At 69.4% G+C, this 26,306-nt stretch carries 26 protein-coding genes and 1 riboswitch; of the genes, 6 read left to right on the top strand and 20 right to left on the bottom strand.

Annotated elements, in window-relative coordinates; genetic code table 11:
* Positions 1 to 28: 28 nt before the first annotated feature.
* The 4 genes from J2S55_RS42305 to J2S55_RS42290 all read right to left on the bottom strand — a co-directional run bounded on the left by J2S55_RS42305 (position 29) and on the right by J2S55_RS42290 (position 4,598).
* Entirely contained in the window at positions 29 to 1,753 is a 1,725-nt protein-coding gene (locus J2S55_RS42305; protein WP_306873002.1) for an outer membrane protein assembly factor BamB family protein, read from the bottom strand.
* A 13-nt stretch (positions 1,754 to 1,766) separates the two neighbouring features.
* Entirely contained in the window at positions 1,767 to 3,146 is a 1,380-nt protein-coding gene (locus tag J2S55_RS42300; RefSeq protein WP_306872999.1) for a hypothetical protein, read from the bottom strand.
* A 441-nt stretch (positions 3,147 to 3,587) separates the two neighbouring features.
* Positions 3,588 to 3,917 (bottom strand): cupin domain-containing protein, encoded by a 330-nt coding sequence (locus J2S55_RS42295; protein ID WP_306872996.1) that lies wholly within the window; start codon positions 3,915 to 3,917, stop codon positions 3,588 to 3,590.
* Between the two features lie 210 nt (positions 3,918 to 4,127).
* Positions 4,128 to 4,598 carry a MarR family winged helix-turn-helix transcriptional regulator gene (locus tag J2S55_RS42290; RefSeq protein WP_306872993.1) on the bottom strand — a complete coding sequence of 157 codons (471 nt, stop codon included), beginning with the start codon at positions 4,596 to 4,598 and terminating at the stop codon, positions 4,128 to 4,130.
* A 120-nt stretch (positions 4,599 to 4,718) separates the two neighbouring features.
* On the opposite strand from J2S55_RS42290, the gene J2S55_RS42285 reads away from it, so the two are divergent.
* Positions 4,719 to 4,853, top strand: a complete 135-nt coding sequence (locus J2S55_RS42285) for a hypothetical protein (protein ID WP_306872990.1) — start codon at positions 4,719 to 4,721, stop codon at positions 4,851 to 4,853.
* A 107-nt stretch (positions 4,854 to 4,960) separates the two neighbouring features.
* Here J2S55_RS42285 and J2S55_RS42280 read toward each other — a convergent pair whose 3' ends face one another.
* Positions 4,961 to 5,839: an MBL fold metallo-hydrolase gene (locus J2S55_RS42280; protein WP_306872986.1), complete on the bottom strand. Its 879-nt coding sequence runs from the start codon at positions 5,837 to 5,839 to the stop codon at positions 4,961 to 4,963.
* A gap of 13 nt (positions 5,840 to 5,852) precedes the next feature.
* Positions 5,853 to 5,920: riboswitch (guanidine-III (ykkC-III) riboswitch) on the bottom strand.
* Between the two features lie 171 nt (positions 5,921 to 6,091).
* Positions 6,092 to 6,250 carry a nuclear transport factor 2 family protein gene (locus J2S55_RS42275; RefSeq protein ID WP_306872984.1) on the bottom strand — a complete coding sequence of 53 codons (159 nt, stop codon included), beginning with the start codon at positions 6,248 to 6,250 and terminating at the stop codon, positions 6,092 to 6,094.
* Positions 6,251 to 6,314: 64 nt separating this feature from the next.
* Between J2S55_RS42275 and J2S55_RS42270 the strand changes: the two genes are divergently transcribed.
* A complete protein-coding gene (locus tag J2S55_RS42270; protein ID WP_306872981.1) occupies positions 6,315 to 6,773 on the top strand; it encodes a MarR family winged helix-turn-helix transcriptional regulator in 459 nt (152 codons plus the stop codon).
* Positions 6,774 to 7,116: 343 nt separating this feature from the next.
* Here J2S55_RS42270 and J2S55_RS42265 read toward each other — a convergent pair whose 3' ends face one another.
* Together J2S55_RS42265 and J2S55_RS42260 are read right to left on the bottom strand one after the other, a co-directional pair.
* Complete coding sequence (locus J2S55_RS42265) at positions 7,117 to 7,749, bottom strand: cysteine hydrolase family protein (RefSeq protein ID WP_306872978.1); 633 nt, start codon at positions 7,747 to 7,749, stop codon at positions 7,117 to 7,119.
* Positions 7,750 to 7,967: 218 nt separating this feature from the next.
* The gene (locus J2S55_RS42260) at positions 7,968 to 9,212 is read right to left on the bottom strand and encodes an MFS transporter (RefSeq protein ID WP_306872976.1); all 1,245 of its coding nucleotides are present in this window, start codon (positions 9,210 to 9,212) and stop codon (positions 7,968 to 7,970) included.
* A 134-nt stretch (positions 9,213 to 9,346) separates the two neighbouring features.
* Between J2S55_RS42260 and J2S55_RS42255 the strand changes: the two genes are divergently transcribed.
* Complete coding sequence (locus J2S55_RS42255) at positions 9,347 to 10,312, top strand: LysR family transcriptional regulator (protein ID WP_306872974.1); 966 nt, start codon at positions 9,347 to 9,349, stop codon at positions 10,310 to 10,312.
* Here the strand turns inward: J2S55_RS42255 and J2S55_RS42250 are convergent.
* Positions 10,294 to 11,268: a helix-turn-helix transcriptional regulator gene (locus J2S55_RS42250; RefSeq protein ID WP_306872971.1), complete on the bottom strand. Its 975-nt coding sequence runs from the start codon at positions 11,266 to 11,268 to the stop codon at positions 10,294 to 10,296. The genes J2S55_RS42255 and J2S55_RS42250 overlap by 19 nt on opposite strands.
* 136 nt (positions 11,269 to 11,404) lie before the next feature.
* Here J2S55_RS42250 and J2S55_RS42245 point away from each other — a divergent pair, with 136 nt between their 5' ends.
* Together J2S55_RS42245 and J2S55_RS42240 are read left to right on the top strand one after the other, a co-directional pair.
* Positions 11,405 to 11,800, top strand: a complete 396-nt coding sequence (locus J2S55_RS42245) for a RidA family protein (RefSeq protein ID WP_306875848.1) — start codon at positions 11,405 to 11,407, stop codon at positions 11,798 to 11,800.
* Positions 11,801 to 11,932: 132 nt separating this feature from the next.
* A complete protein-coding gene (locus tag J2S55_RS42240) occupies positions 11,933 to 12,703 on the top strand; it encodes a hypothetical protein (protein WP_306872968.1) in 771 nt (256 codons plus the stop codon).
* A 369-nt stretch (positions 12,704 to 13,072) separates the two neighbouring features.
* Here the strand turns inward: J2S55_RS42240 and J2S55_RS42235 are convergent, their stop codons facing one another.
* The 11 genes from J2S55_RS42235 to J2S55_RS42185 all read right to left on the bottom strand — a co-directional run bounded on the left by J2S55_RS42235 (position 13,073) and on the right by J2S55_RS42185 (position 25,202).
* On the bottom strand, positions 13,073 to 14,281 hold the full coding sequence (locus J2S55_RS42235; protein WP_306872966.1) for an MFS transporter: 1,209 nt from the start codon (positions 14,279 to 14,281) through the stop codon (positions 13,073 to 13,075).
* Complete coding sequence (locus J2S55_RS42230) at positions 14,278 to 15,603, bottom strand: ATP-grasp domain-containing protein (RefSeq protein WP_306872964.1); 1,326 nt, start codon at positions 15,601 to 15,603, stop codon at positions 14,278 to 14,280. Before J2S55_RS42230 ends, J2S55_RS42235 begins: the two co-directional genes overlap by 4 nt.
* Positions 15,596 to 17,122: an amino acid adenylation domain-containing protein gene (locus J2S55_RS42225; protein WP_306872961.1), complete on the bottom strand. Its 1,527-nt coding sequence runs from the start codon at positions 17,120 to 17,122 to the stop codon at positions 15,596 to 15,598. The genes J2S55_RS42230 and J2S55_RS42225 overlap by 8 nt, the downstream gene beginning before the upstream one ends.
* The gene (locus J2S55_RS42220; protein ID WP_306872958.1) at positions 17,123 to 18,949 is read right to left on the bottom strand and encodes a hypothetical protein; all 1,827 of its coding nucleotides are present in this window, start codon (positions 18,947 to 18,949) and stop codon (positions 17,123 to 17,125) included.
* Positions 18,946 to 19,203: a phosphopantetheine-binding protein gene (locus J2S55_RS42215; RefSeq protein ID WP_306872954.1), complete on the bottom strand. Its 258-nt coding sequence runs from the start codon at positions 19,201 to 19,203 to the stop codon at positions 18,946 to 18,948. The genes J2S55_RS42220 and J2S55_RS42215 overlap by 4 nt, the downstream gene beginning before the upstream one ends.
* A gap of 2 nt (positions 19,204 to 19,205) precedes the next feature.
* Positions 19,206 to 20,075: an aspartyl/asparaginyl beta-hydroxylase domain-containing protein gene (locus J2S55_RS42210; RefSeq protein ID WP_306872951.1), complete on the bottom strand. Its 870-nt coding sequence runs from the start codon at positions 20,073 to 20,075 to the stop codon at positions 19,206 to 19,208.
* A 32-nt stretch (positions 20,076 to 20,107) separates the two neighbouring features.
* Complete coding sequence (locus J2S55_RS42205) at positions 20,108 to 21,109, bottom strand: proline racemase family protein (protein WP_306872949.1); 1,002 nt, start codon at positions 21,107 to 21,109, stop codon at positions 20,108 to 20,110.
* A 1-nt stretch (position 21,110) separates the two neighbouring features.
* Positions 21,111 to 21,944 (bottom strand): PhzF family phenazine biosynthesis protein, encoded by an 834-nt coding sequence (locus J2S55_RS42200; protein WP_306875845.1) that lies wholly within the window; start codon positions 21,942 to 21,944, stop codon positions 21,111 to 21,113.
* 2 nt (positions 21,945 to 21,946) lie between these two features.
* Positions 21,947 to 23,047: a DUF6421 family protein gene (locus J2S55_RS42195; protein WP_306872946.1), complete on the bottom strand. Its 1,101-nt coding sequence runs from the start codon at positions 23,045 to 23,047 to the stop codon at positions 21,947 to 21,949.
* Positions 23,048 to 23,071: 24 nt separating this feature from the next.
* Complete coding sequence (locus tag J2S55_RS42190; RefSeq protein WP_306872944.1) at positions 23,072 to 23,857, bottom strand: DUF6202 family protein; 786 nt, start codon at positions 23,855 to 23,857, stop codon at positions 23,072 to 23,074.
* A gap of 460 nt (positions 23,858 to 24,317) precedes the next feature.
* On the bottom strand, positions 24,318 to 25,202 hold the full coding sequence (locus J2S55_RS42185; protein ID WP_306872941.1) for a LysR family transcriptional regulator: 885 nt from the start codon (positions 25,200 to 25,202) through the stop codon (positions 24,318 to 24,320).
* Positions 25,203 to 25,284: 82 nt separating this feature from the next.
* Between J2S55_RS42185 and J2S55_RS42180 the strand changes: the two genes are divergently transcribed.
* A complete protein-coding gene (locus J2S55_RS42180; protein WP_306872939.1) occupies positions 25,285 to 26,205 on the top strand; it encodes an MBL fold metallo-hydrolase in 921 nt (306 codons plus the stop codon).
* Positions 26,206 to 26,306: the final 101 nt, after the last annotated feature.

The following is a 26,306-nucleotide window of genomic DNA, read 5'->3' as shown; positions in this document are numbered from 1 at the left end:
CCGTCGCCCCGTACCCACGGCTGAGCGGTCAGCTCGCTCCTGTCGCGACGTAGCTGACCGCGTTCTTGGTGGCGACCGAGGTCCACGGGACGATGATGACCGCGCCACCGCGCTCGAACACCCGGGCGTTGTCCCCCTCGGTGCCGAACTCCTGCGGCAGCCCCGCAATCACCGTCGCCTTGCCGGTGCCCGCGTCGAGCCGCACCAGCCGGGGCGCGAGGTCCCGCCGGTCGCCCACCTCCAGGGCCAGCAGTCCCTTGTCGTCGGCGCGGATGTAGGTCAGCTTGGTGTTCTGGGTGCCCGACGACTCCCAGAGCTGCTTGCCGGTCTTGAGATCGAAGCTCACCGCCGTGTTACGCGAGCGCAGCTCGCCCGGCACGTTCTCGGGGAAGGTCGCCAGATACAACCGGTCACCGTGTACGGCGTAGCGGCGCTGTTCGGCCATGCCGTCGAAGAACGCGACCTTGTTCATGGCGAGCAGGTCCACATGGCCGGTCCTGATGTCGACCTTGCCGCCGTTGTCGTCGAACGCGGTGAACGTGCTCTGACCGCCCTTCTCCACGTGCACGATGACCGGGTCGGCCGACAGGGCCTTGGGGCCCAGCCCGAGCTCGCCGAGCGGATACCGCTTGACCGGCCTGCCGCTCTCGGGGTCGAGTACTTCCACGCGGTTGCTCGTGCCGTTGAAGGCGCAGTCGAGGATGAGGACCACGCGGGTGGCCGCCGCGTTGACGTCATCGAGATGGCAGCCCTCAGGCGGCGCGGCGGTCCACTGCCGGGCGCCGTCGGACAGGCGGTAGCCGTACACGGTCTCATCCACCGCCACCACCGCCATGCCTGCCGCGTTCATCACCTTCGGTGCGGCGAGCATGTCGGACAGGGTGGACTTCTCGGCCGGGATCTTGACCTTCCAGGTGATCTGGCCCTTGGCCGTGTCCACGCCGGCCAGGTGGTCGCACAGGCGGGCGCTGCCGTACGCGACCGCGCCCTTGCCCGCCGCCAGCTCGGCGGTGGCCCCGCAGAGCTGCTCACCCGGCGAGGGCACGCCCCAGGCGCGCTTGCCGGTCTTCAGATCGTAGGCGAGCAGACCGTCCCTCTGCGCGCGGACGACCGTGGTGTCGGTCAGCCAGGCGGCGAAGGCCAGGCCCGAGGTGAAGTCGGTGCTGTCGGCGTTGACCAGCGGCACCGACCACTGCTCCGCCGCCGCAGGGCCGACGCTCTGCCCGCCGTCCTGACCAGCTCCCGGGCCGGTGCCGGCGACGAACCACGCGGTGCCCGCACCCACGGCCAGCAGCACCACCAGGCCGAGCGCGACGAACAGCGCGGTCTGGCCCTTCTTGCGCTGCGGCGGCGGTGGCGGTGGCGGGGCGTCCCAGCCGCCCGGCTGCTGCGGGTGGGGCTGTTGGTAGGGGTACGGCGGGCCGCTCGGGTATCCCTGGGGGTGCGGCGCGGGTCCCGGTGGCCCGGGGGTCCACGGCCCTGGCCGGCCGTAGGCAGGGCCTCCCTGACCTGGCGGCCCGTAGACGGGTTGACCGGGGGGTGCGTAGACGGGTTGACCGGGGGGTGGCTGGCCGTACCCGGGGCCGTGAGCCGGTTGGCCGGGGGGTGGCTGGCCGTTACCGGGGCCGTGAGCGGGCCCGCCGGACGGTGGTCGGCTGTGACCGGGGGAGCCCTGGACGGGCTGTCCCCAGTTCGGGAGCCGGTCGGGAGCCGGCTGCCCGCCGTACGGGTTGCCGTTGTACTGGTCGGTCATCTGCGTTCCCCCATCACGCCAGCTGCCGGCGCACGTATGCCGCCCACTGCCGCTCGAATTGCGCCTTGCTCACACCGAGCACCTCGAACAGCGCGGCCTCGCTCTTGTCGCCCTGCGCCCGGTAGGCCGCGGCCACGCCCTCGGCCAGCTTGCGCTCGCCGTACTTCTTGGCGATGAAGCGCATGGCGAGGTTGCCCATGAAGTAGTTGGCGTTGATCAGGTTCTCGTAGTCCCAGAAGACGTTATCGGGAAGCTTGCCCTCGAACGGCCTGGCCAGCCGCCCTGCCAGGTAGGCCCGGCCTTCGGGGAAGCGGCGGACCTGAGCGACGCTCTGGTGCCGGGTGGCGGCGTAGTCGGCGAAGCCCTCGACGATCCAGTTGGCCTTGCCGAACAGCGAGAACTGGGCGCTGTCGAGGGTCGCGACCAGCGAGTGGGCGATCTCGTGCTGGGCGACCTCCTGGATGCCCGCTCCGTCGTCGAAGAAGGGCGAGGTGGTGTCCAGCACGATACGGCTGCCGCCGATCCTGATGCTGCTGCCCGCTCCCCAGCTGGGCATCGGAATGGACACGCCCGCCTCGTGCGCCTTCTGCCTGCGGAACAGGTTGCCCAGCTGGGCCTGGCCCTCGGCCAGCGCGATCACGAACCCGGTGGACACCGCGGCGTCCGGTGGGCCGTTGCGCCGCCAGAAGGCCAGGTCCGCAGTGGTGGCCTTGGCGACGGCCGGCGCGATGCGCCTGGCGAGGGCGGCCTCCTGCGGTCTGGCCAGCACGATGCTGGAGCCGGCCTTCACCACGGCGACATCGGGCCAGATGTCCCACGGGCCGGGGTAGTACACGGTCTTGGAGCCCTCGCCGCTCGTGATCGACGGGGGCGCGCCGCCCACCTTGGTGACGACCAGGGGCGCGTCAGCCGAGGCCTTCTCGATGGTCCAGCGGTACCACTCCGATACCGGCTGGAGATCGATGCGGGTGAAGCGGTGCACGAATGCGACGTCCTGGGTGAACGTCACGCCGCGTCCGAAGCTGTCCTCGGTGCGACCCGTGCGGCGCAGCGTCTCATAGGACATCTGGGTCAGCGGCATCTTGCGCAGGTTGGCGAACAGTCTCGCCTGGTCGCGGACCAGGGCGGCGTTCTTCTGGTCGAAGATCGAGGTGAACGTCTTGGCGTCACCTGACGTCAGCGCCTCACTGTGTGCCTTGAGCAGCGCGGAGATCTCCTCATCGGTGACCACGACCGTGTCGGGGTCGACCGGCCCCTGATCGGTCGGCCCTGGGGCTGCCGATCCGGTCGGACGCGGGTCGAGCGCCGAGGCGGAGCCCCGGTCCCGCAGGACCACCCCTACTCCCGCGCCCGCGGCGACGACCAGGGCGAGGGAGAGGACGCCCAGCGTCACCCACAGTCCGGTCCTGCGTCTGGGGGGTGGGGGTGGGGGCGGTGGTTGCTGCCATTGGCCCTGCTGCCATGGCGGCGGTGGCTGGGTCGGATACTGCGGGCGGAAACCGGGCCCCGTCGTCACTATTGCCCCGTTAGACCTGATAGTTCACGAAATGTGGCAATAGTACCAGTGGCCACAGATCGCCAAGCGATCATGCGGGGACCGGTTGAAGCGGCGGTTCCCCCCGAACGTGCCCCCCACATCCGGGCACGTTGTGGGGTCAAGCGACGGCTGACCGGGCCGGCCCGAAGGTGTTGGCCGCTCTGCGTAAGGCCTTCGGGCCGGCTCCGAGAGCCTGCGGCCTGTGCCGGGAGATCCAAGGCCCTGGAGATGTCCACCGAGACCTTCCGCCGCCACCGCACAGGTTGCTCAGGGCCTGTCCTTGAAACGGGACCGGCGCTAGGACTGGGGGATCCCGGTGTATGCGGGGGCGAAGAACACCAGCGTCACCAGGTCCTCGGTGATGTCATGGAAGCGGTGTTCCTCGCGGGCCGGGACGAAGAGCGTGGTGCCGGGGCCGACCTCGACGGTCTGGCCGCCGGAGGTGAAGGAGCCGCGCCCGCTCGTCACAACGTAGATCTCGTCTTCGTTGTGCGGTGACTGCCCGTCTGTCGCGCCGGCCGGGATGGAATACGTTCCGAAGCTGAGGGCGGGCACCCGCAGGTGCTCCGCGTAGTCGGCGGACCCGTCCGCCGCGGGTACGAACCGTCCACTGTCGATGATCTCCATGGCCCTCGATCATTTCATGACGGAACATTCCGCACGCTCGCGGGTCAGGGAGCCGGGGCCTGGGGTTCGAACCATGGGCGCAGGCCCGCCGTCGGGGTGCTCGATCCGGATGTCGATGCCCCGGTCGCCGCGTGCCGGAGTGATCCGGTCGCCGTACGGGTTCTCCGGCAACAGCGGGGCCGCGACGGACCGCTGGGTGGCGCCGGCGTGTCAGGCGCCGATCCCCAGGAGTTTGCCCAGAAGCGTGCTCAACTGGCCACGCTCCTCGGGCGTAAGAGGGTGGAAGGTGTCCTCGAGGAAGGCCGGGACCGACGTCTGGGCCTCGGCCAGCCGCCGTTGGCCGGAGTCGATGATGGTGACGGCGTAGGAGCGGCGGTCGCGGGGGTTGCGTTCCCTGCGCACGTGGCCCGCCTGTTCCAGGTCGTCGCAGATGCTGACCATGACGCTGCGGTCGATGCGCAGCTCCTCGCTGAGCGTCTGCTGGGAGCAAGGGCCGACGGCGTCGAGCATCTGGAGCACGAGATGCTGCCCGACCCCGAGGCCTTCCTCGGCGGCGTGCGTGTCCGCGGCGCGCGCCACGGCAGCCGAGGCCCGGCACAGTGCGATGTCCAGCCGCTCGGCGGCGAGTTGCGGAAAGTACGTCGGCCGTGCGCGCTCGGCTGTCCTGGTCGTGGTCGCCATCGATCTCCTCTTCGCCCTGCCGCCAGCCTACCGCATACCGTCTTTCCGCCAATCGTTTGACAGCAGATGATTTGTAGTCATACGGTCTCATTCATCTGTCGGCAAATTGTTTGTACTCAGATGGAGAGTGGTCGTGTCACGCCGGCCGGTTACCGCGTCGCGTTCCTGACAGCGGGCGGCTTCTCCCCGCTGGGCGCTCTCATCACCGCCTACGGCCTGCGCTCGCGCCGCCCCGCCCCCGTAGCCACCGCCTGAGTGGTGAAGGCCCTCCACTCGGGGCGGGCCGGTCGATCAGCCGGCCCGTAGGTATCGCGGCCGGGGGCGACGTCGCATCGGGCAGGAGGTCCGATGCGTCGTGCGGCTCATGAGTTCGGCCAGAGGACGAAGAGAGGGTAGGCACGCCGGCTGGGCCGGTCGCCGATCTCCTTGATCGCCGTACGGATTTCGTGCAGGTGCCCGGTGGTCATCTGCAGTGGGGGCTCGTCGGGCTGGTAGGTGGTGCGGATCGGGTAGTCCACGCCTGGCTGCCTGGTCATCTCGATGTGGCAGCCGAGCACGTGGGTGACCGGCCGGCGGTCGGAGAAGTCGATCAGGCGGTCGATGCTCCGGGCGAAGGCCGACCAGTCCTGGATGTAGAGACGGCCCGGGTAGACCGTGTCGCCAGTGAGCAGGAGCCCGGTCCACCGGTCGTAGAACGTGACCGCCGCCTCGTGGTGGCCCGGGGTGGCCAGGCACTCCAACACACGGCCTCCCAGGTCGACCTGGGCCACCACGTCGGGATCCTTGCTGAACCCGAAATACTCCCAGGCGGTGACCAGGTCCGCGCCGACCACCGTGGTATCGGGGCGGCCGGCGAACTGGTCGTCGCCCGCGACGTGGTCGCCGTGCGGGTGGGTGTGCAGCACCAGCAGGTGGTACTCCTCCCGGGGGTGGCGGGCGAGCCGGCCGGCGACGAGCTCGTCGACCACCCGGCGCAAGGGGAAGAACTCGGCGGATGCCGTGGCGCCGGTGTCGATCAACACCGCCCGCGCGTTTCCGAACAGCAGGAACAGGAACGGCGCCTCGTAGTTGATCGCCATGTTCTGCCGCAGGATGAACGTGTGCTCGTCGTAGGCGTGGACCTGGATGTCCGGATCGGTGTTGTGCTTGGCCGACGGTGAGCCGTGAATCCACCGGACGTCCAGCGCGCAAGGCTCCGGAGTCACTCCGGTGAAATCGATCAGGGATATGCCCGCATCCATGACGTCTCCTTCGAGTGCGTCGTCTTTGCAGGCCGGGTACGGCGCACATCTCGTCCGGGGCAAGCGCTTACGGGCTTCCACGGCGACGCTACCACGGCAGTGATCAACTGCTCTCCGTCACCGTGGAACGTCCGGGGTGCCTGTCGCCGCGGCGGAGCGGCGTCGGACCGGCGGATCCTTGATGCCGGGGTGCGGGTCGTATCCGGCCGGAGATTCCCGCCAGGAGGGTGCGCCGGCGGTCGGCCGACTCGATCATGTCCAGGTTTCGGAGTCGTCGGCGAACAGCGCGCCGAACGCCTGGGCGTCACCCGGCGTCCAGGCCGCCAGGAAGTCGGCGAAGAGTTCTTCGATCTGAGTGTTGTCGCCGGTTCGCGTGCTGGGAGTGGTTGCGGTGAGGATGGTTGAGCGCATGGAGGCCTCCGCACATGATATCGTCGTTTCGATTAACGAAATATACGATAACGGAAAGATTCGAATGTCGAAACACAGTGTTTTCGGGGAGATCGCCCTGGAGCTGCGGCAGCTGCAGCAGAGCTTTGACGCTTTCGACGAGGCGGCCGCCGCCCGGCTCGGCCTCAACCGCACCGACCTGCGCTGTCTCGACGTGGTGCTGGCCGACGGCCCGGTGCCCGCGGGCCGGATCAGCCTCGCGCTGAAGCTCAGCCCGGCGGCCACCACCACGGTCATCGACCGGCTGGAGCGCGCGGGCATGGTGGTCCGTTCCACCGATCCGGGTAACCGCCGCCGCGTCCTGGTCGCCGCGACCGACGCCGCCCGCTCGGCCGATGCCGAGATCTTCGTCCCGGTCGGCCAGGCGGGTGCCCGGGCGCTGCAGGAGTACGGGCCGGACGAACTGGCCGTCGTCCTCGATTTCCTGCGTACTGCCCGAAGAGTCCAAGAAGAGCAGGCCGCCCGCGTCAGGGCCCTGTCCTGAGCTGGGGGCAGGCAATGATGAGGGGGGAGGAGGGCCGGCCTTTCCTGTCCGTTCCGCGGTGATGACCTCACGGTCCGCCGATCCCGAAAGGCCGGGTGCCCGACAGCGGCGCAGCCGGGACCATACCGTCTGCCGCGACACCCCGACATGGCCGGCGGTCTCGCTCACCCCCGCGTCGGCGGGGACCGCCGACACCGCCCGACAGCGCTGCTCGACAGCGGACAGACCCACACACAGCTGACCCGTCCGACCGTCTCGGCGGACACATGATCCGTCAGCGGTCAGAACCGAGGTCCGGCCGCTGACAGCGATCCCCCTGACGGTCGCTGATCGTCATTGACGGTTATGCCCTGCCGGTCTTTGCCCGATCGGGATGGCTCTCGTGCAGGAGCGAGCGCAGTTCGGCGGTGTCGACGATGTGGGCCACTCTCGGGAAAATGCTGGTCATCAGGGTCTGGTGGGCTTGCGGGTCCGGGTCGGTGACACCGTCGGAGAGGACGTAGAGCCGGTAGTCGCGGTCGGCGGCGTCAGTGACGGTGGACAGTACGGCGCCGCTGGTGGTGATGCCGGCGATGACCAGGGTGGTGATTCCGCGATCCCGCAGTTGCCGGTCCAGGTCTGTCGTCGACAGCGCGCCGTAGCGGGTCTTGCGGACGGTGATGTCGCCGGGCTCGGGAGCGAGCTGATGGTGGAAGTCTGTGGCGGGATCCGCGTGGTGCATGAGGCGCTGCCGGCCGAGGAAGGAGAAAGTCTTGTTGGCCGGCGGGATCGCCGCCCAGTCGGCTGCGGTGAATCCGACTCGCACGTAGGCGATGGCGGCGCCGTGCGCTCGCATGTCGGCGATGGCGCCGGCCACCCGTGACAGCAGCGCTTCCGGGTCGGCCAGGCCGGGGAGCGAGGCCAGGATTCCCTGCTGGTAATCCAGGACGAGCAGTGCGGCCGTCCGGGGGTCGAGCACCGGGGGCGTGACGGTCATTTCTCTCCTTGGGTGATGAGGGTGCCCTGACACGCGAGACCGCGCGCCGGGGCCGACTACACATTGGGTACGTGAGCCACGATCTGCCGTGCCGCGACCCCACCGGCCTCGGTGAAGGCCGCCGCGCTCATCTCCGAGCCCTACGCGGAGGGGCGGACCGCTCCGACAGGGGTGCGCGACCCGATCGCGGTGACGGCCGTGACGGCCGTGACGGCCCGTCAGGCGCGGCTCGGTGCCGGCTCCGGCTCGGTGAGGGGTGCCGCGGCGCGTCGGGGGAGCAGCAGCGGAGTCGCCAGCAGGAGCACGCCGGCCAGGCCGATGGCCGTGCGCGGGCCGAGCAGGCTGCCCAGCACACCCCATACGGCCGTCAGGAGCGCGGTCGAGACCTTGGTCGTCACCGACCAGGCGGACAGCGTGCGGGCGACCCGCTCGGTCGCGGTGCGTTCGAGGCGGTAGGTGGCGCAGACGGGATTGAAGACCCCGCAGCAGAAGATCAGCCCGAGCTCGACGCCCATCACCAGCAGCAGCCCTCCGGTCCCCGGCCCCAGGAAGGCCAGCCCGATGGGCCAGATCGCGCGCAGCACCCCGGCCGCGACCAGGACCCGGTGCTGCCCGAACCGGGTGACGAGCGGTCGGGCCAGCCGCGAACCGAGCAGCCCGCCGACCGCGGGCGCGGCGAAGGCGAGGCCGTACTGCCACGGTGCGAACCCGAGTTGGCCGAGCATCAGGACGGCCAGCAGCGCGTCGGTGGCCATCACCAGGCCGTTGAACAAGGCGGTGTTGAAGAACAGCGGACGCAGCGTCGCGTCGGCGAGGATGTAGCGCCAACCGTCGAGCAGGTCCCCGGCCCGCATGCGCGCGGCCTCCCGGCGCTCGGGCCGCGGCTCCTGGCCGCCCGCCGCGCGGATGCCCAGGGCCGAGAGCAGGTAGCTGACCGCGTCGGCCACCACCGTCGCCACCGGACCGAGGAGCCCGATCGCGGCACCGCCCAGCGGTGGTCCGATGATCGTGGTCGTCCAGGTCGTGGACTCGAACCGGGCGTTGGCGACGAGCAGGTCCTCGGCCGGCAGCAGCGTCTTCAGGTACGCGCCGGAGGTGGCGCGGAAGGTGATGTCGGCCGCCGCGACGACGGCCGAGACCAGCAGGAGCTGGACGAAGGAGAGCACGCCGAGCGCGAACGCGGCGGGGATCGTCAGCAGCGCCGCGGACCGCACCAGGTCCGTCCCGATCAGCACCGGCCGCTTGCGGCGGAACTCCACCCAGGGGCCGAGCGGCACCGCCACGGCCGCGCCCGCCAAAGCCCCCACGGAGGACAACGCCGCGACCTCCGCCGGCCCGGCATGCAGCACCTGGACCGCGATCAGCGGGAACGCGCCGAAGGCGATCCACGTACCGAGCGCGCTGGTCCCGTACGCTCCCCAGAGCCATCCGAACTGCCGCCCCAACCGATTCCCGCTCCGCATGCCCGACGCTCCTCGCCACTCATCTGCACAACCGATCCGCGATCGCATGCATCAAAGCGCGCGCCGTATCAGGGGATCAAACAACCGTGAGGCCGCTCAGCCACAACCAACGGTTGTACCCATAGGGTGGCCGCATGGACCTCGACACCGTCCGGACCTTCGTCGCCGCCGCCGACGCGGGGCAATTCCAGGAGGCCGCCGCCGAGCTGGCGGTCACCCAGCAGGCCGTCTCCAAGCGCATCGCCGCGTTGGAGCGCGACCTCGGAGTACGGCTGTTCACCCGCACCCCGCGCGGCGCCGAGCTCACCATCGACGGGCAGGCGTTCCTGCCCCACGCCAGGGAACTGCTCCGGGTCGCCGAGCGCGCGGTCGCGTCCGTCCGCACCGGCAGCCGTCCGCTGCGCGTCGACATGATCGCCTCGCGCGGCGCGGCCTCAGGCCTGATGCGCGGCTTCCACCGCGCGCACCCCGAGATCGAGCTCGACGTGGTGATGCTGTTCGACATCGAGACGGCCGTCGCCGCCGTTCGGTCCGGTGTGATCGACGCGTCCTTCCGCGCCGTCGCCGTGCCCGGCCGGCCCCTTCCCGAGGACATCGAGGCCGTCCGGGTGCTCGACGAGCCGCTCCAGCTCCTCACCGGCCCCGCCCACGCGCTGGCGGGCGCCCGGTCGGTGACCCTGACCCAGCTCGCCGGGCACCGGATCTGGATGCCCGGCATCGTCCCCGGTACCGAGTGGGCCGCCTACTACGACGATCTCGTCGCCGAGTTCGGCCTCACCATCGAGGCGACCGGCCCCAACTTCGGCTCAGACGCGCTCCTCGACACCGTCGCCGACACTCCGGCCCTGGCCACCTTCATGGGGGAGCAGACCCGTCTCGTCTGGCCCGCCGACCACGGCCTGCGCCGCATCCCGGTGACCGACCCCACGCCCGTCTACCCGCACTCGCTCCTGTGGCACCGCGACAACCCGCACCCCGCGCTGGCCACCCTCCGTGCCCACCTCGCCGCCACAGTGGCCGGCCACGACGCCGCCGGGACCTGGGCGCCGGACTGGGCGATCCCGCGGAAGGCGACTGACTCTCAGGACGAGACTCCGTAGCGGGTGGCGAGCGCGGTGGCGCGGTTGCGCAGGGAGGTGCGCAGCCACTGCGGGGCCAGGGCTTCCGCGTCCGTGCTGAGCTGCCACAGCGCCCATTCGGCGTGTCTCGGATCTTGGAAGGTCACCTCCAGCCGCAGCCGGCCGTCTGCGTCGGCTTCTTCGGCGCTGACGGCCAGCGCGGTGCCCAGCAGCTCCTCCCGCCGCTCCGGGTTCATCAGTACCAGCACGGTGACTTGGTCGCCGCCGGTCCGAAACCGCGTGCTGCGTTCCTGCCAGGCCCGGTCCAGATCGACCCGTTCCGGTCGCTGTGCGGGTTCGGGGAGCTCCTTGGCGGCCAAGATTCGGGACAGCCGGTAGGTGCGGTCCGCGCCGGACCTCGTGGCCAGCAAGTAGCCCCGGTCGCGTATGGTGACCAGGCCGATCGGGTCCACCGTGCGCCACTTCGGGGTCTGGTCCACAGCCGCGTAGTGGATCTGCAGCTTGTGTCCGGCGAACACCGCGCGCAGGACCTCGGCCGCTATGGCGTCAGGCACCTCCTCGGCGACCAGCCGGCGCGAGAGGAGGTCCACCTCCGGGTCGATGAGCAATCGCTCGGCCGCGCCGGCCGCGGTGTCCCGATAGCTTTCGGGTAGCGCGTCAACCACCTTGAGCATCGCCGAAGCGAGCGCCGAGCCGAGGCCGAATGCCTGCGCGCCGCGCCGCGATCCGGCGACCAGCAGGGCAAGGGCCTCGTCGGGGTTCAGTCCGGTGAGCTCGGTCCGGAAACCGGGCAACAACGCGAAACCGCCGTGCCGGCCGCGTTCGGCGTAGACCGGGACACCGGCTGCGGACAGCGCCTCGATGTCGCGCAGCACGGTGCGGGTGGACACCTCCAGCTCGCGGGCCAGCGCGGTCGCGGACAGCCGACCGTGCTGCCGCAGCAGCAGCACCAGTGAGACCAGCCGGTCGGCGCGCATACGAAAACCTTAGAGGAATACACGACACAGGATGTCGTGATTTGCTGGGAGGTTTGTCAACGCGACGTCAGAGATGGTGGCTACCGAGCCGATGGACGTACGTACTCCCGACGAATCGAATGGAGCTGATGTGGCAATGGAGCGGACGGCGGTCAACCCGTGGGCGTGGTCGGTGGAGATGGGGTACAACCAGGGGGAGATCGTCTCCGGGCACACCCGGACCCTGTACTGCTCCGGGCAGACCGCGATGAGCGGCGACGGCAAGCCCCAGCATGCCGATGACATGGCGGCGCAGTTGGCGCTGAGCCTCGACAACCTGGAGGCCGTGCTCGGCGAGGCCGGCATGTCCCTGGCGAACCTCGTCCGGCTCAACGTCTACACCACCGACGTCGATCGGCTCTTCGAGCACTACGGCGTGCTGGCGTCGCGGTTGGGCGCCGCCGGGGTGGCGCCGTCCACCACGATGCTCGGGGTGACACGGCTGGCGATCCCCGACCTGATGGTCGAGCTCGAGGGGACCGCCGTCGCCTGATGCGACCTCGCCGCCTCCGGCAGGGCTGCCGGAGGCGGCACGGTCAGTAGGCGGGTGGGTGATTTCCGGTGCTCTGGATGGTGACAGTCGGCGTCCATGGCTAATGACGGACCCGACCTATATGGTCCCGGCATGAACTCCGTTTCCGCGAACATTTCGGGTCCGTGGCTGGAAAAGCTGACCGGCGCCTTTGAGATCCTGCTCGGCCGTCCACTGGCGAGTTTCGACGCCGACGCCGCCTACGCGACGTTCTTCGGCGGCAACCTCATCAACGAGCTCGGCTTCGCGCGGGACACCGCCTGGGTGAACCCGGCCGCCCTCCGCGGCGCCGAGCCGGTCGTCTGGGACTGCCCGGTCTTCGACCTGGACGAGCCGCTGCTGGAGTTCGACGCGAGCCGGTCGGTCTTCGAGTTCGACAAGGCCGGGCTGCCGCCGGAGTTCGAGGCGGATCTCGCGGCGGCGTGCTTCGCGGGCCGGCTCGTCCTGGGCGGCGACCTGGCTCCCCTGCTGGCGCGGTACGACCTCGCCGCGTCCGGTCTGCGCGACACCTGGACCGTCTGCTACCCGCGGCTGGTCTCGGACGGCACGCTCTTCGACGCGATGCGGGTCGCCACCGCGCTCGGCACGGGCCCCGAAAGCCTCCTCCCCCTCGAGGCGGAGGCGGCCGAGGAGTGGCAGGAGGCGCTGGCCGGCCTCACGCCGCCCGAGCTGTTCGCCCACCTGAGCTTCTTCTGCACCGAAGGTGAGGAGGGGCTGATGTACCTGCGGACCGAGCGGTCGGGCGGCGACCTGCTCGCCGACGAGGGCTGCACGCTGATCGCCAACTGGGAGGAGGGCCAGGGCCAGGTCGAGTTCGCGGTCGTCCAGGTCGGCGAGCTCCTGGCAGGGCCGCGCCCGTCCTGAGTGGAGGGCCTATCGGGTGGGGCCGGCCCCTGACACCACGGCCTCGGCGGACATCATCGCGGCGACCACCGCCGACCGGGAGCTCGGCGACGCCGCCCGCGCCCGTGTCGCCGGTGGTCCGGCCGACAACACCAGCCGCGCCTACGCCCGCCACCGGGAGACCTTCACCGCCTGGTGCGCCACCCATCACCGCACGCCGCTGCCCGCCACCGCCGATGGCCTGGGGGGTCACCATCCGCCGGTCCAAGACCGACCAAGCTCGCGCCGAGTTCTGTCCGTCTCGGTGGTGGGCCGGCCGAGGAGAGCTGTCCACATTGTCCGGACCCGGCTCCGTCTCGGTCGCCGAGATGACGCTCGCCGTACTGCCGTTCATCTGACAGGGCGGGGGACAGGGCGGGAGACATGGGCCATGAGGGGGCGGCAGGCCAGGCCGGTGGCGAGGAACAGTGTGGCGAGCAGGAGCCAGCCGGGAAGGCCCAGGGCCAGGGGGAGGGCGCTCATGACCGCTGGTGACACCCCTTCGGCCAGCCCATGACCCAGGCCGAAGACTCCCGCGTACTGGCCCTGCGCGTGAATCGGCGCGAGACCGAAGGAGTACTCGGCTGAGGCAGCGCTGTGCCAGATCTCTCCCAATGTGTAGGCGATCACTCCCGCCGCCAGGAGGAGAACACCGGACCAGGGCGGAATTCCCTCGGCCAGCGCCATCAGGAGCATGCCCACCCAGAGGGCCGTGCCCGCCCAGCGCATCGCGCGTCCTGCAGACGGCACATCGGCGACGTTCCGGCTGATGCGGACCTGGAGGACGACCACCAGAATCGTGTTGAGGACGAGTACCGCGGAGATCGTCCATCGGGGAGCGGCGGTGTGATCCACGATCCACAGCGGGAGCAGGAACGTGGGGACTGCGAAGTGCAGGGACATCACCGCGTTGATCGCGGTCGCGGCCAGATAGGTGCGGTCACGCAGAGCCGCCCAGCCGCGGTCGGCGCCGCCGGAGCCTTCGAGGGTGAAGGGCGGAAGCCACAGGAGGATCAGCCCGGAGATCAGATAGGTCAGCGACCGGCAGATCATGACGGTCAGGAAGGCCGCCCTGGTGTCCAACTGGATGGCGAAGCCCGCCGCCACCGCGCCGAGCGCTATCGCGAGATTGCCCACAGACCGCAGATAACCGCGGAAGACGGCCGGTGTCGGCCCGCCGAAACCGCGCACGAGCGGGGCCAGCGTCGACCAGCTCCCCGCGATCACGGCACCGGACAGCATGGAGACCAGAAGGTAGGTCCAGAACGTGTCGACCAGCAGCAGACCGGTGTTCACCACCGTTCCGCAGACCGCCACCCCGATCTGGACGCGCTTCGGCCCCCACCGGTCCGCCAGGTGTCCGACATACACACCCGCGACCAGCCCTGTCATCGCCGCCGCGAACAGTCCGCCGGCCACCTGCGGCGCGGGAAGGCCGACGACCCGGGTGAAGAAGAGCGCGCCGGCCGCGATGAACAGTCCCGAGCCGAAGCTGTGCACGAAGGACGTCATCGCGACCACCCGCTGGCCCCTGTCGGCCGGGAGCAGGACGGCCGTCACCGCCACAGAGTGTCCCTGAAGTCGGCGGTCGGCCGCCATTCCCGCTGGAAGTCCCGCCTGCCTCTGGTCGGCAGCTCCTCGGGAAGCACCCAGAGGCGCTCGTCGAACCAACGTCTGACGTCCTCGAAGCGTTCGGTGAGCTGCTCGATCGAGTCCGCCACGACCATGAACTGCCCGACCCTTTGACTGGTGTTGGCCGGACCGGCCGCGAAGTGCGTGCCGACCGGGTGCTCGATCCGGACGAACTCGACGTACGGCAGAGCGAGGAGGTCGGCCGGCGTGGGGCAGTCGAGCAACGTCCCCGGACGTCCGGGCAGGTAGGTGCCCCCGAAGACCTCCGGCCTGACTTTGGCCTCGATCTCGGGACGGCGTCCGAGGGCGATCTGGACGGCGCACTCGGCGATGTTCACCCCGAACTTCGCCTGGATCTGCTCGTGGATCAGCGCGCCCCCGCGACGGGCGCCGCATTCGCCGAACGTCAGCACTCCGGACGATCGGTCGTGGAAGAGCTCCATGTGGAATGACCCGTCTTGAAGCCCGAGTGCTCCGAGCGCGGATTCCACGAAGCCCTGTGCCTTCTCGTATACCCAGCTCTCCCCGACCGGGTCGAAGTGGCGCAGCCAGAGGGGCTTCCCGCTCTGGATGGCGGTCAGGCACGGGTCCCCGTAGGCGCCCACGGCGCAGAACAGCAGTTCCCCGCCGTGGACGATCCCGTCCACGAACCACTCGTCGCCGGCGACGTACTCCTCCAGCACGAAGGTGCGCTGGCTGATCTTCTTCCGTCCGTACTCCTCACTCTGGGCCCGGAGATCATCGACGTTCTCGACCACCGAGGTGAGGGCAGTCGCGGCACCGGCCACCGGCTTGAGCACGGCGGGTTCGAAGGGCAGCTCCTCGAGGCCGGAGACGGAGAGGACATCCTCCACGACCACACACCGTGCTGCGGGCAGACCGGCGTCGCGCACCGCGGCCTTCTGCAGGCTTTTGTCGCGGAAGCGCACCGCCGCCTCCGGATCGAGGCACGGCAGACCGAGATGGCGGGCCAGGATGCTCGCCGAGACCATGGAGTACTCGTCGGAGGTGTGTAGAGCGTCGAAGTCGTCGGCGCCCAGCCCGGCCCGGCGCAGCGCCATCAGCACGGCTTCGACGTTGCTCTGATCGTCGACCCTGAGCACGGAGAGCTCGGAGGGGATGGTTATGAGCCCGTCGTCCCAGCTGGCCGCGCCGCAGACGACGACGGCGGCCACGCCCAGGCGGACACAGGCGTCGAGGGTATACCGATCCAGTCCCACGATCAGCAGGCGGGGATGGCGCTCAGTCATGGTTGTTCCTCCTGAAATGCGTGCTTCCCCAGGCCTCCAGGGCGGCCCGGTCCAACTTTCCGTTCGGCGTCAGGGGCAGAGCGTCGACGGCCACCGCATGCGTCGGCACCAGATACTCGGGGAGCACCTCGGCCAGGGCCGAGCGCACTCCGAGCGGGTCCGCGGAGTCGGTCACGCCCTTCGAGCCGGACGTGTAGGCCAGCGCCATGGACTGGTAGCTGCCGTCCGCTCCGCGGATCGGCACCGCGGCGCAGTTGAGAACGCCCGGCACCGAGCGGGCGGCATGCTCCACCTCGGCGGGTTCGACCCGGAAGCCGCGGAGCTTCACCTGGCGGTCCCTGCGGCCGAGGTAGCGCAGGTTGCCGTCGCCGTCCACGCGTCCCTGGTCGCCGGTGCGGTACACCCGCGTCGGCGCACCTTCGATCGACACGGTGCGGAACCGCTCCGCGGTCAGTCCGTCCTGTCCCAGGTAACCCACGGCCAGGCCGTCACCGGCCACGCAGATCTCGCCCTCTTTCCCGGAGGGGCACACCTCGTCGCCGGCCATCACGAAGATCCGTGTGCCCGGCGCCGCCGTACCCAGAGGAACGCCGCCGGAGGCGTCGCAGTCCCGCGCGGAGACCTGGTGGGAAGAGACGAACATGCAACATTCGACGGGGCCGTAGCAGTTCACCAGCGCAATCCCCGGATGGGCCCGGATGAACCTGGCGGCGTGGGCGCCGGACATCGCCTCACCGCTGACGAGAACCGTCCGCAGGCCGGCGAAGCAGCTGTGGTCCACATCGACGAACAGGTTGAACAGAGCGGTCGGCATGTGCACCGTGTTCGCGCCGTGCTCGGTGACGGCGGCGCGCAGGGTCTCCGGGAGGAAGATCCGGTCGTCCGGGACGAGACAGGTTCCTCCCGCGACCAGAGTTCCCCAGACCTCCAGGGCGTACATGTCCCATGCCGCGTTCGACACCTGCGGCATGACGTGGCCGGGGCCGAAAGAGGCCGGGCTGTCTCCGCGGAACAGGCGCAGCGCCGCCCGGTGCGGCAGAACCACCGCTTTGGGCACCCCGGTGGTCCCTGAGGTGAAGATGACCATCGCGGGTGTGGCGCCGTCGGCGCCCCGCTGTGGCGGGGCTGCCGCACGGCCCGCGGATTCCCGCGGTGACTCCTGGGGCGGGGTCCAGACGGGGAACCCGTGTGCCTGCGAGTCCGCAACGGCCAGAGGCGACGGCAGGCGCCCGACGAGCGACTCCAGCCGCTCGGCGGGCCATCCTGGATCGAGCACGGAGTAGGCCGCCCCGCACTTCAGCAGTGCGAGCTGGACGACGACCAGACGCGCGGACCGGGGAAGGATGACGGGGACCGTGCTCCCGGGGCCGACGCCCAGGTCGGTGAGGAGCGACGCGAAGAAGTCAGCCGCCCGGTCGAGGGTGCGGTAGCTGACGGTCACTCCCCGCTCGACCAGCGCCGGATGGTCCGGCCGCTCCCTTGCCCGGCGGGCCACCTCCGCGTGGAGGGTGCTGTCCACCTATGCCTCCTCGGGTGGCAGGACGGCGAAGGGACAACGCAACAGGGAGATCGCGAGATCCTGAACGCCGAAGACCGTGAAGTGGTGCTCCTGCGGCGGCGCCGACGGGTCGAGACGTATGTCGAACAGGACGCTCCGGCGCTCCCGTCGGCCGAGCCGTACACCGTGCAGCGCCGGGGATATCTGGGCACGGAGGCTCCAGGGGACGATCACGCCCACCTGCACCGGCCCCGGCCGCGCCGGCTCGACCGTGGCCTCGATGCGCAACGCCGCCCCGGCGAAGACGGCCGGGGCGGCGTCCGCGTCGAGCCGTACCCCGCCGTCCATCGTGTATCCGACCGGGCCGCAGCTCAGGCAGACGTGCGCGGTGGTGTCGGGGACACACACGCTGAACCCGCGACGCCGGTACTGCCACGCCGTCCGCCCGCACAGGACGCACGGCGTGGTCGTCGCGCCCGACAGGGAGACCGAGCTCCGGTCGCCGAAGAAGCGGGGGAACTCGGCGAGCCCGTCGTCGGGACGTTCCGCCATGCGTACGGCCATCGCCTCGTCAAGCGACCGGGCGTCGTCCCGGAGCGAGCGCAGGAACGCGGACCTTTCCGCGGCCAGGCCCATGATCGGCCGGACGGCCGTTGTCTCGGCCTTCTCCGCCACCCTCTCGAACCCTTCTCGCAGGGGATGCGCGGCGGGCAGCATGCCGGTCATGAGGAAGCCGCGGGCCCGGGAGCCGAGGTCCCTGACGAGTCCCGCGGGTTCCTCCTCAACTACCGGAGCCGGTGGCGCCGGGTCCCCGTAGGCCGAACTCGGTAGCCCTACCTGGATGAACGTGGGGTAAGGATGCATGGTCGTGAGACTCGCGTTCAGCAGCCGAGCCGTACTCCCGCCCCGGTCGGCGGAGTCCAGCCAGATGAGGTTCTCCACCCGGGCCGACTGGTGCATGGACAGTGCGGCCACCACCGTCTGGGCAGGACCGTCGACGGCGTTCAGGAGCAGCTGGTAGCGCGGGCTGTAGGAGGCGAGATCCGCCAGGGCACCGCTGTCGCAGCCGCTGAGCACGAGCTCCGCCGCGCGGACCCGATGTGCGGGGAGCAGCTTGTCCTCGGGCTTGTAACAGCCGCGTCCGTAGGCGCACGTGGGACCGGGCCGCTCGGGACCGGCGACCGGGCTCCGGCCGCATACCGTGTGCGCACCCAGGTTGATGCTGTCCTCGGTGCCGTGACCGCTGACCATGACGCGTTTCCAGACGCGCTCCGCCACGACGCGGGTGAGATCCACGCCGTCCACGGTCCGCGAGTCGTAGTAGGTCGCCGAGGTGGACACCGGCTCCGTGTCCAGGTCGGTGAACAGCCCGGTCTCGCCCCCGGCGGCCACCTCCCCGTACTGCTTGGCGATCATCCACGTGAGCGAGTGCAGGTCGCGGCCCGTCAACAGGAAGACGTCCCGGTCACGGCGATAGGCGTCCACCAGGACCGGCCCGAGAATCTCCATCCGCAGATCCTCGTAGCGGCCGAGGACCACCAGCGAGCCGTCGCCCGCGGACGGCTCGCCGTCCGTCCACTGCCGGGCCAGCGGACGGGCGAACGAGCGGACCGCCTCCGGAACGTCCCCCAGGACGACTCCCGCCACGTGTCTGGGGGGCTGCCGCAGTGCGGGGTAGAGCCCCGCAGCGAGGTCGAGCGCCGTCCCGAGGTCGGAGCGTTCGCCGATCCACACCGGAACAGCCGCCTCGCGGCGGCCCTCCGACCAGGCCGCCTGGAACTCGGCGACCGCGCGTTCGAAGTCGGCAGCGCTTGCCACGGCGCGGAACGCGCTCTGGAGCCCCGTCATCTCGTCGCTCCGATGTTCATGATCGCCGATGCGAGGGTCTCGACCGTGCGGTGCTCGAAGATCGCACGTAGGGACAGATCGCAGCCGAGGTCGTCCACAAGCCGCGCGGCGGCTCGCACCGCCCCCAGCGAATGGCCGCCAAGGTCGAAGAAGTCCTGGTCGGGCTCGATCCGGTCGAGGTGGAGGACGTCCCTCCAAACCTCGATGATGTGCCCGCACAGCTCCGGATACGACAGCTGGTCCTTGCCGGTCATGCTCACCTTGGTAGGAAGGTGAAGTCCTCGTTGACTTCACGGGAGAGGACGAAGAACTTCTTGGCGCGTTCGGCGATGTCGATCAGCTCCGCGTCGCCGGACTGCCGGGTGATGTCGATGAGCCAGTCCCACGAGGCCCCGATCGGCACCTCCTCCGTGAGGTGGATCCGGCCCAGCAGGAAGGCGATGTCCTTGATGTTGTGCCGGGACACGACGGTGCTCAGGGCGCGCAGCCGTTCGGGCAGGTCCGGAGCGGCCGGCTTGCGCTCCACCAGGGTGGGCCGGAGGCTGGGGTCGTAGAACTCGGGCCGGGCGAAGATGTCCGCCGGCTGGAAACCCGGACCGGCCGCGAAGTCGAGGCAGAGCGACCAGCGGCTGCGCGAGGACATGTTCATGGCCGCGTGGACCTGGGCCGCGTCCAGGAACCACACCTCGCCCGCGCGCATGTGGAAGACCATGTCCTCGTCGGAGTTGACCGAGTGCTCGTTGTCCTCCAGAAGAATGATCACCCGGAAGAACTGCTCCACCTCGCCGGCCTCGATGAAGTCCCGGTGCGGGATGATGGAGAACTCGACGACGTTGCGCCCGCGCACCATCGTCAGCCGGTCCGGGTTGAACCAGGTGGTCAGGACCTCGTGAAGGTGGGGAACCTCGTCGAGGAGCGGGGTGGGGCGTCCGGGGCGCTGCTCGTGGCCGTACCAGAAGCCGTCGGCGTGGTCGCCGGAGGCGTTCCACAGGTTGATGTTCAGCCAGGTGCCCGTGGTGAAGACCCGGTACGGCTCCTGCGGGATCGGCATGGACGCGAGCCTGGCGATGTCCTTGGCGATGCGCTCGTCGTCGAACGGGATCCGGCCAAGAATCGTGGAGGCCATGGGGAGGCGTGTCCTTCCTGACGGAGGGGTGGTCAGAGCTCGAAGCCTGCGGGGAAGGGGTCGTCGGGGGACAGGAAGTACTGCGCGGTGCCGGTGATCCAGGCCCGTCCGGTGACGGTCGGCACGACGGCCCTGCGATCGGCGACGGTCGTTTCCTCGGCGAGGCGGCCGATGAACTGCGACCCGATGAAGGACTCGTTGACGAAGTCGGCGCCGATTTCCAGCTCGCCGCGGGCGTGCAGCTGCGCCATCCTCGCGCTGGTGCCGGTGCCGCACGGCGACCGGTCGAACCAGCCGGGGTAGATGGACATGGCGTGGCGCGAGTACGACGCGTCGGATCCCGGCGCGGCGAAGTACACATGCCGGACGCCTCGGATCCGCGAGTCCTCGGGGTGGACCGGCTCGGCCGTGGCGTTGATCGCCTGCATGGTGGCCAGGCCTGCGGTAGTGATCTCGTTCTTGGCCTTCCTGTCGAACGGCAGCCCGTAGTCGTCGAGCTGCACGATCGCGTAGAAGTTGCCGCCGTACGCGAGGTCGTAGCGGACGGAGCCGAAGCCGGGGACCTCGAGCTCGGCGTCCAGCCGCTCGCAGAACGCCGGGACGTTCCGGAGGGTGACGCTCCGCGCGACCCCGTCGGAGACCGCCACGTCGACGACGACCAGGCCTGCCGGAGTCTCCAGGCGCACGGTGGTGACGGGTTCGGTCACGGTGACCATGCCCGTCTCCACCAGGACGGTCGCGACCCCGATCGTGCCGTGCCCGCACATCGGCAGATAACCGGACACCTCGATGAACAGCACACCCCAGTCCGCGTCGGGCCGGGTCGGCGGCTGGAGGATGGCTCCGCTCATCGACGCGTGCCCCCGCGGCTCGGTCACGAGCAGGGTTCTGATGTGGTCGAGGTTCTCGCGGAAGTAGATGCGGCGTTCCGCCATCGTCGCTCCGGGGATCACCCCGACGCCGCCGGTGATCACCCGGGTGGGCATGCCTTCGGTGTGGGAGTCGACCGCGTGGAAGATTCGCTTGGTGCGCACGTTATCCCTCTGGGTTCTGGTCGAGGTCGTCTTCGGACAGGTGAATCGTTCCGGCCATGTACTGCCTGGCCGCGCCGGACAGGGCGACCCGGTCTCCGTCCAGGCCGCAGTCAAGGCTGATCGTGTGGGTCCGGCCCAGTCGTGGCGAGAACTGCTGGGCACGCATCCGGGACTTCCCCAGCCGCCGCGCCCAGTACGGAACGAGCGCGCAGTGTGCCGACCCGGTGATCGGGTCTTCGGGGATCGACAGCTTCGGCCCGAAGAAGCGCGAGCAGAAGTCGGCCTCGGCTCCCGGCGCGGTGATGACCACGCCACGCAGGTCGAGCGCGGAGAGAGCGACCTGGTCCGGCACGACTGACCGGACCTGGTCCTCGGTGTCGTAGACCGCGACATAGTCCATGGACCTGTAGACCGTTGACGGTGCCGGTGCCCCCAGTCCTCGCAGGAGGCTCTCCGGCGGTTCGACCGGGGAGAGATCGAGGGCGGGGAATGCCAGGCCGAACTTGTCCCCGTGCCTGGCGACCACGAGCGGTCCGCTGGCCGAGTGGAACGTCACCTCGTCCCAGTCCGGCCTGAGATGTGTCAGCACGACGTACGCCGCGCCCAGTGTGGCGTGCCCGCACAGGTCGACCTCGGCGGCCGGGGTGAACCAGCGCAGATCGTAGGCGTCCCCGTTCCTGACGATGAAGGCCGTCTCCGGGAGGTTGTTCTCCAGGGCGATGGCCTGCATGACGGCCTCGGGCAGCCATCCTTCGAGCGGGCAGACCGCTGCCGGATTCCCCCAGAGGATCCGATCGGTGAACGCGTCGACCTGGAAGATCGGGATACTGATCATGTTCACACGCCCAGCTTCCGCTTGGCCTCGGCGAAAAAGGGGATGTGACGGTAGTCCCTCGCCTCCTCGTCGTAGTCCGTGTACTGGTTGGTGAATCGCAGCAGCCGTTCCCTGACCTGTTCCACGGGCTCGCTGTGGATGTGCCGTTCGATCGCCTGGATCTCGCCGAGAAACTCGGCCAGTACGGCAGGCAGACCTGGGCGGAGGTGGATCAGGCCGTTGTGCAGCCGGATCCCGTCCGCGGCGACGAGGTAGTTGAAAAGCAGCTGAGAGGCGACCGCGTCGTAGTTGGGCCTGGGTATTCCCTCCACCGCATAGCGGAGCAGCCGCTCGGACAGCACGTACTCATAGGTGAGCCTCGCGCCGCGCTCGGGCAGGGCGGAGTCGTTGAGGCAGGCGAGCATCGCCGATACGTCCACCCGCAGCTCCTCGAGGCCCGCCAGCGGCTTGAACTTCTTCACCGGAAGGAAGCCGGGAATCGGCATGTCTCCCTGCCGGTGGTGGTATTCGTGCAACCGCACCCACCATGCCGAGGCCTGTTCGATGTCGCCCGGCCCCGCGGCTCCGACCAGTGGGAACGATCCCTCCGCCATGACGTTGGTCACGAGAAGCCGGGTCAGGCGCAGATGCCGTTCGACGAACTTGTCGATGAAGTAGAAGATCAGGTCGCCGCTCTCCTGGCGGCCGTCGATGTGGTTTTCCGGGAAGAGCGCCACCACCGGCCGAGCCTCGAAGCCCTTCGACATCCGTTCGATCGTCACCGGCATCGTCGGGCTGGGATATTTGGCGTCCAGGTGATCGTCGGTCGGGAGTAGCCGGTAAGTCAGGAAATCGAGGGACAGCGTCGGGAAATAAGGCGCGTCGAACAGCGAGAAGATGGAATTGTCCGTCCGGCTGTTGATATGCGCCTTGGTCTGGAGCAGCCGGGGGTCCCGGGCGAAGGCCATGGCGTCGTCAGCGAAAGCCTGGACGATTTTCACGTGCCGGAGCGCGGGCGAGGTGATCAGCTCATTGGACAGATGCTTGAGGAATGCTCCGTTCCGAACTCTGTTACGTTGGACTGAACCCCGTAATGCGTTGACTGAGTCAATGACGTCGTTCACTGGCTTCGCATGCCCTTCCCCGGATCAGCCAGCAGAGACCTGATCGGCGAAGTCGTCGAGCGCGCCAGCCCAATGGGCCGCGTAATCCGTGGCGAGCAGCACGAACTCTTCGGCGTCTGCTCCGCTCTCGACCATGGCCGTCATGCCGGTCTCCTCGTCGCTGACCGACTTGGCATGACTCGTCTCGGCTTTGATATGCGCGTCGATCCACGTCAACGCGTCGGGCGCCGTGAACAGCTTCTGTCCGTTGACCAGCACCTTTCCGTACACGCGCCGGAACGCGACCGCGATGTCCAGTGCGATGGCCTCCACGACCCGCAGTTGAACCGCCGCGCCCAATCGGTGGTCAGCCATTGCCTCCATCGCCTCCAGCAGCTTGGCGACACCTTTCGGGAAATCCCCTGCTGCCTCTTCGCCGACCGCTCCGGTCAGCGGCTTCACGATCGAGTCGGCCCACCATAGGTAGTGGATTCCAGCTGCCCCCGGTGGCGCCACCGTGCTGAAATCCTCGGCCAGGTTGTCCAAATCGTCGCCGATGACCCGGTAGGCCGTTTGGAATGCCGCCAGCACCTCCCGATCCGGAGCTTTCTGTGACGCGAAGTGCCGCGCCGCCACCCCCAGTCCCGAGATCGTCGTGAACATGAAGGCCTTGGTCATCACCTCCCACTGCCGCGCCACGGCCAGCGCATCCGCCGCCGTGACCTGGTCAACGGCCTTCGCCATAGCGAAGAACCGGTTTCCCGGCCTGACCAGCCCGGCTGCTTTCACCACTTCGGCTACACGTTCGTCAAGTCCTGTACTGCTTGACACGACATCCCCCCTCAACTCGGTTGGGAGCCTAATATGTCACACATCATAGATCACCTTGTACGAGATGGCCATTATGAGGCAACTTGAGACTTCAGAAAGTTTCGGTCGGACCGAAACTCCGCAACGGAGTAAGTCCCTGGGTTGTCGGTCCGCTAGTTCTTCATACGATGAGCAAGGAAAACAATGGACACGCAGTGCGACTCCCGGCTCTCCTGTCGGAAAATGCCGCCATTGTCCGAATCCTGCATCCCGCTTCGCGCCCCGCTGACCAACCTTGACCAGTGGGCTGGTTCCTCAGCGCTCACGCTGTCCCGTGAGGAGTTGTCCACGGCAATCGAAAGCTGGGTGCAATTCGACTCGCCCAGAACAACATTTACTGCATTGACGTGGGTCAGCAGGATCTGCACCGGACTTTCCGCCCGGCGGCTACTACGGCTTCCACCGATACGGCCGTCCTGAACTATCGGGTGGGGCCGGCGCCGGACCCGGCCTGACCTGACCTTCGGAGCTGGTCGTCGCGCTCCTCGGCGGCCAGGCGGAGGAGCGAGCGGACGAGCGGGTTGCCGTCAGCTCCGTTCCAGGCCAGGACCATAGGGCTGGGTGGCATGTCGGCCAGCCGTACCGCCACCAGACCGTCAGGCAGCGCGTGGGTGAGCGGGGTCAGGCCGACGGTGCCGTTCCACAGCACCGCCTGCAGGCATTCCTGGACCGTCCGCACGGTCGGCCCCTCACGCGGCACTCCGGCGTTCCAATAGGCGCGCCAGAGCTGATCGGTCCCGTCGGGGAACTGGAACCAGCGGCGGTCGGCCAGGTCGTCCACCCGCACGCTGTCGCGCCCGGCCAGCGGGTCGTCGGCGCGCAGGACGACGCCGACCGGATCGGTGCGCAGGATGTGAATGCGGATCCCGGTGTCGTCGAACGGCGCCCGGGTGAGCGCCACGTCCACCAGACCGCTGCGCAGGCCGATGGTCGGATCGGTGAGATCGGCCTCGCGTACGCGGACCGCGACGCCCGGATGGCGCCGGCGGAAGGCGGCGGCCAGCCCCGCCTGCTCGGCGGTGTCGGCGAGGATGCCGATGGTGAGGCCGGCCGTGGCCATCACCCGGGCGCGCGCCTGCTCGGCCTGGTCCAGCAGCGTGCGAGCCTCCTCCAGCAGCGTGGCCCCGGCCTCGGTGAGGAGGACACCCGCCGACGATCGGTGCAGCAGGGCGAGGCCGAGGTCGGCCTCCAGGTGCCGGATGGCCCGGCTGAGCGGAGGCTGGGTCATGTGCAGCCGCGCGGCGGCCCGCCCGAAGTGGCGTTCCTCGGCCACGGTCACGAAATAACGCAGCAGGCGCAGTTCCATCACCGGCCACGATACCCGCGCGGTATCAGCGGTGCCGGATCGGTGTTGGACCGCAGGAAGACCGTGGCGATCAACTGGGGTCATGACTGAATACAATCCCGTCGTCCGGGTCGAGGAAAGCCGGGAGCTCGCCCGCGACCTGGTAGTGATCCCCAACAGAGGCGTGGAACTGGTGCCCAACATCGGCGTGATCGGCGGCTCGCAGGCCGTCCTGGTCGTGGAGACCGGGATGGGGCCCCGCAACGCGCAGGCGGTCCTGGCGTTCGCCGCCGAGTACGCGCGCGGCCGCAAGCTCTACCTGACCACGACGCACTTCCATCCCGAGCACGCCTTCGGCGCCCGGACGTTCGCCGGGCAGGCGACGTTCCTGGTCAACCAGGAGCAGGCCGGAGAGCTGGCCGCCAAGGGACCGAGCTACCTGGAGATGTTCCGCGGTCTGGACGGAGGGATCGCCAGGGAACTGCGCGGCGTCGAGCTGCCCACGCCCGACCTCGTCTACCCCGACGTCTACGACCTGGATCTGGGCGGCCGGGTGGTGCGGCTGCGGGCCGCCGGGCGGGCGCACAGCAGGGGTGACCAGGTGGTGACAGTGCCCGATGCCGGGGTGATGTTCACCGGTGACCTGGTGGAGACCGGGCAGTTCGCGATCTTCCCGTGGTTCCCGCCCCATGACACCGACGTGTCCGGTCTGCGGTGGATCGAGGTGATGGATCGGCTGGCGGCCGAGCGGCCGCGCGTGGTGGTGCCCGGGCACGGCGAGGCCGGTGGGCCGGAGCTGCTGGCCGACGTCGGCGACTACCTGCGGCTGCTGCGCGATGAGACCTGGGTACGGCGAGACTCCGCGATGAGCGAGGAGACGATCATCGAGGAGGTTCGGGCCCTGCTGATCGAACGACACCCGGAGTGGTGCGGGCGCGAGTGGATCGACAAGGGCGTCGCCTGCCTGTGCGCCGAGCACGCATGGGGGTCCAAGGCTCGGGTCGGAACCACCGAGGAAAAGTAACGCCGACTGAGCTCAGCACAGGGCGCCGACCCCATCAATGATCTGCGAGCACAGTGCGTGCGCTTCCGCCTTCGCCGCGGACAACGAAGGTTGTCGCGCAA

The organism is Streptosporangium brasiliense (assembly GCF_030811595.1).
Taxonomy (GTDB): Bacteria; Actinomycetota; Actinomycetes; order Streptosporangiales; family Streptosporangiaceae; genus Streptosporangium; species Streptosporangium brasiliense.
The sequence above is the reverse complement of the archived record's forward strand: the minus strand, read 5'-3'. Positions and strand labels throughout refer to the sequence as shown.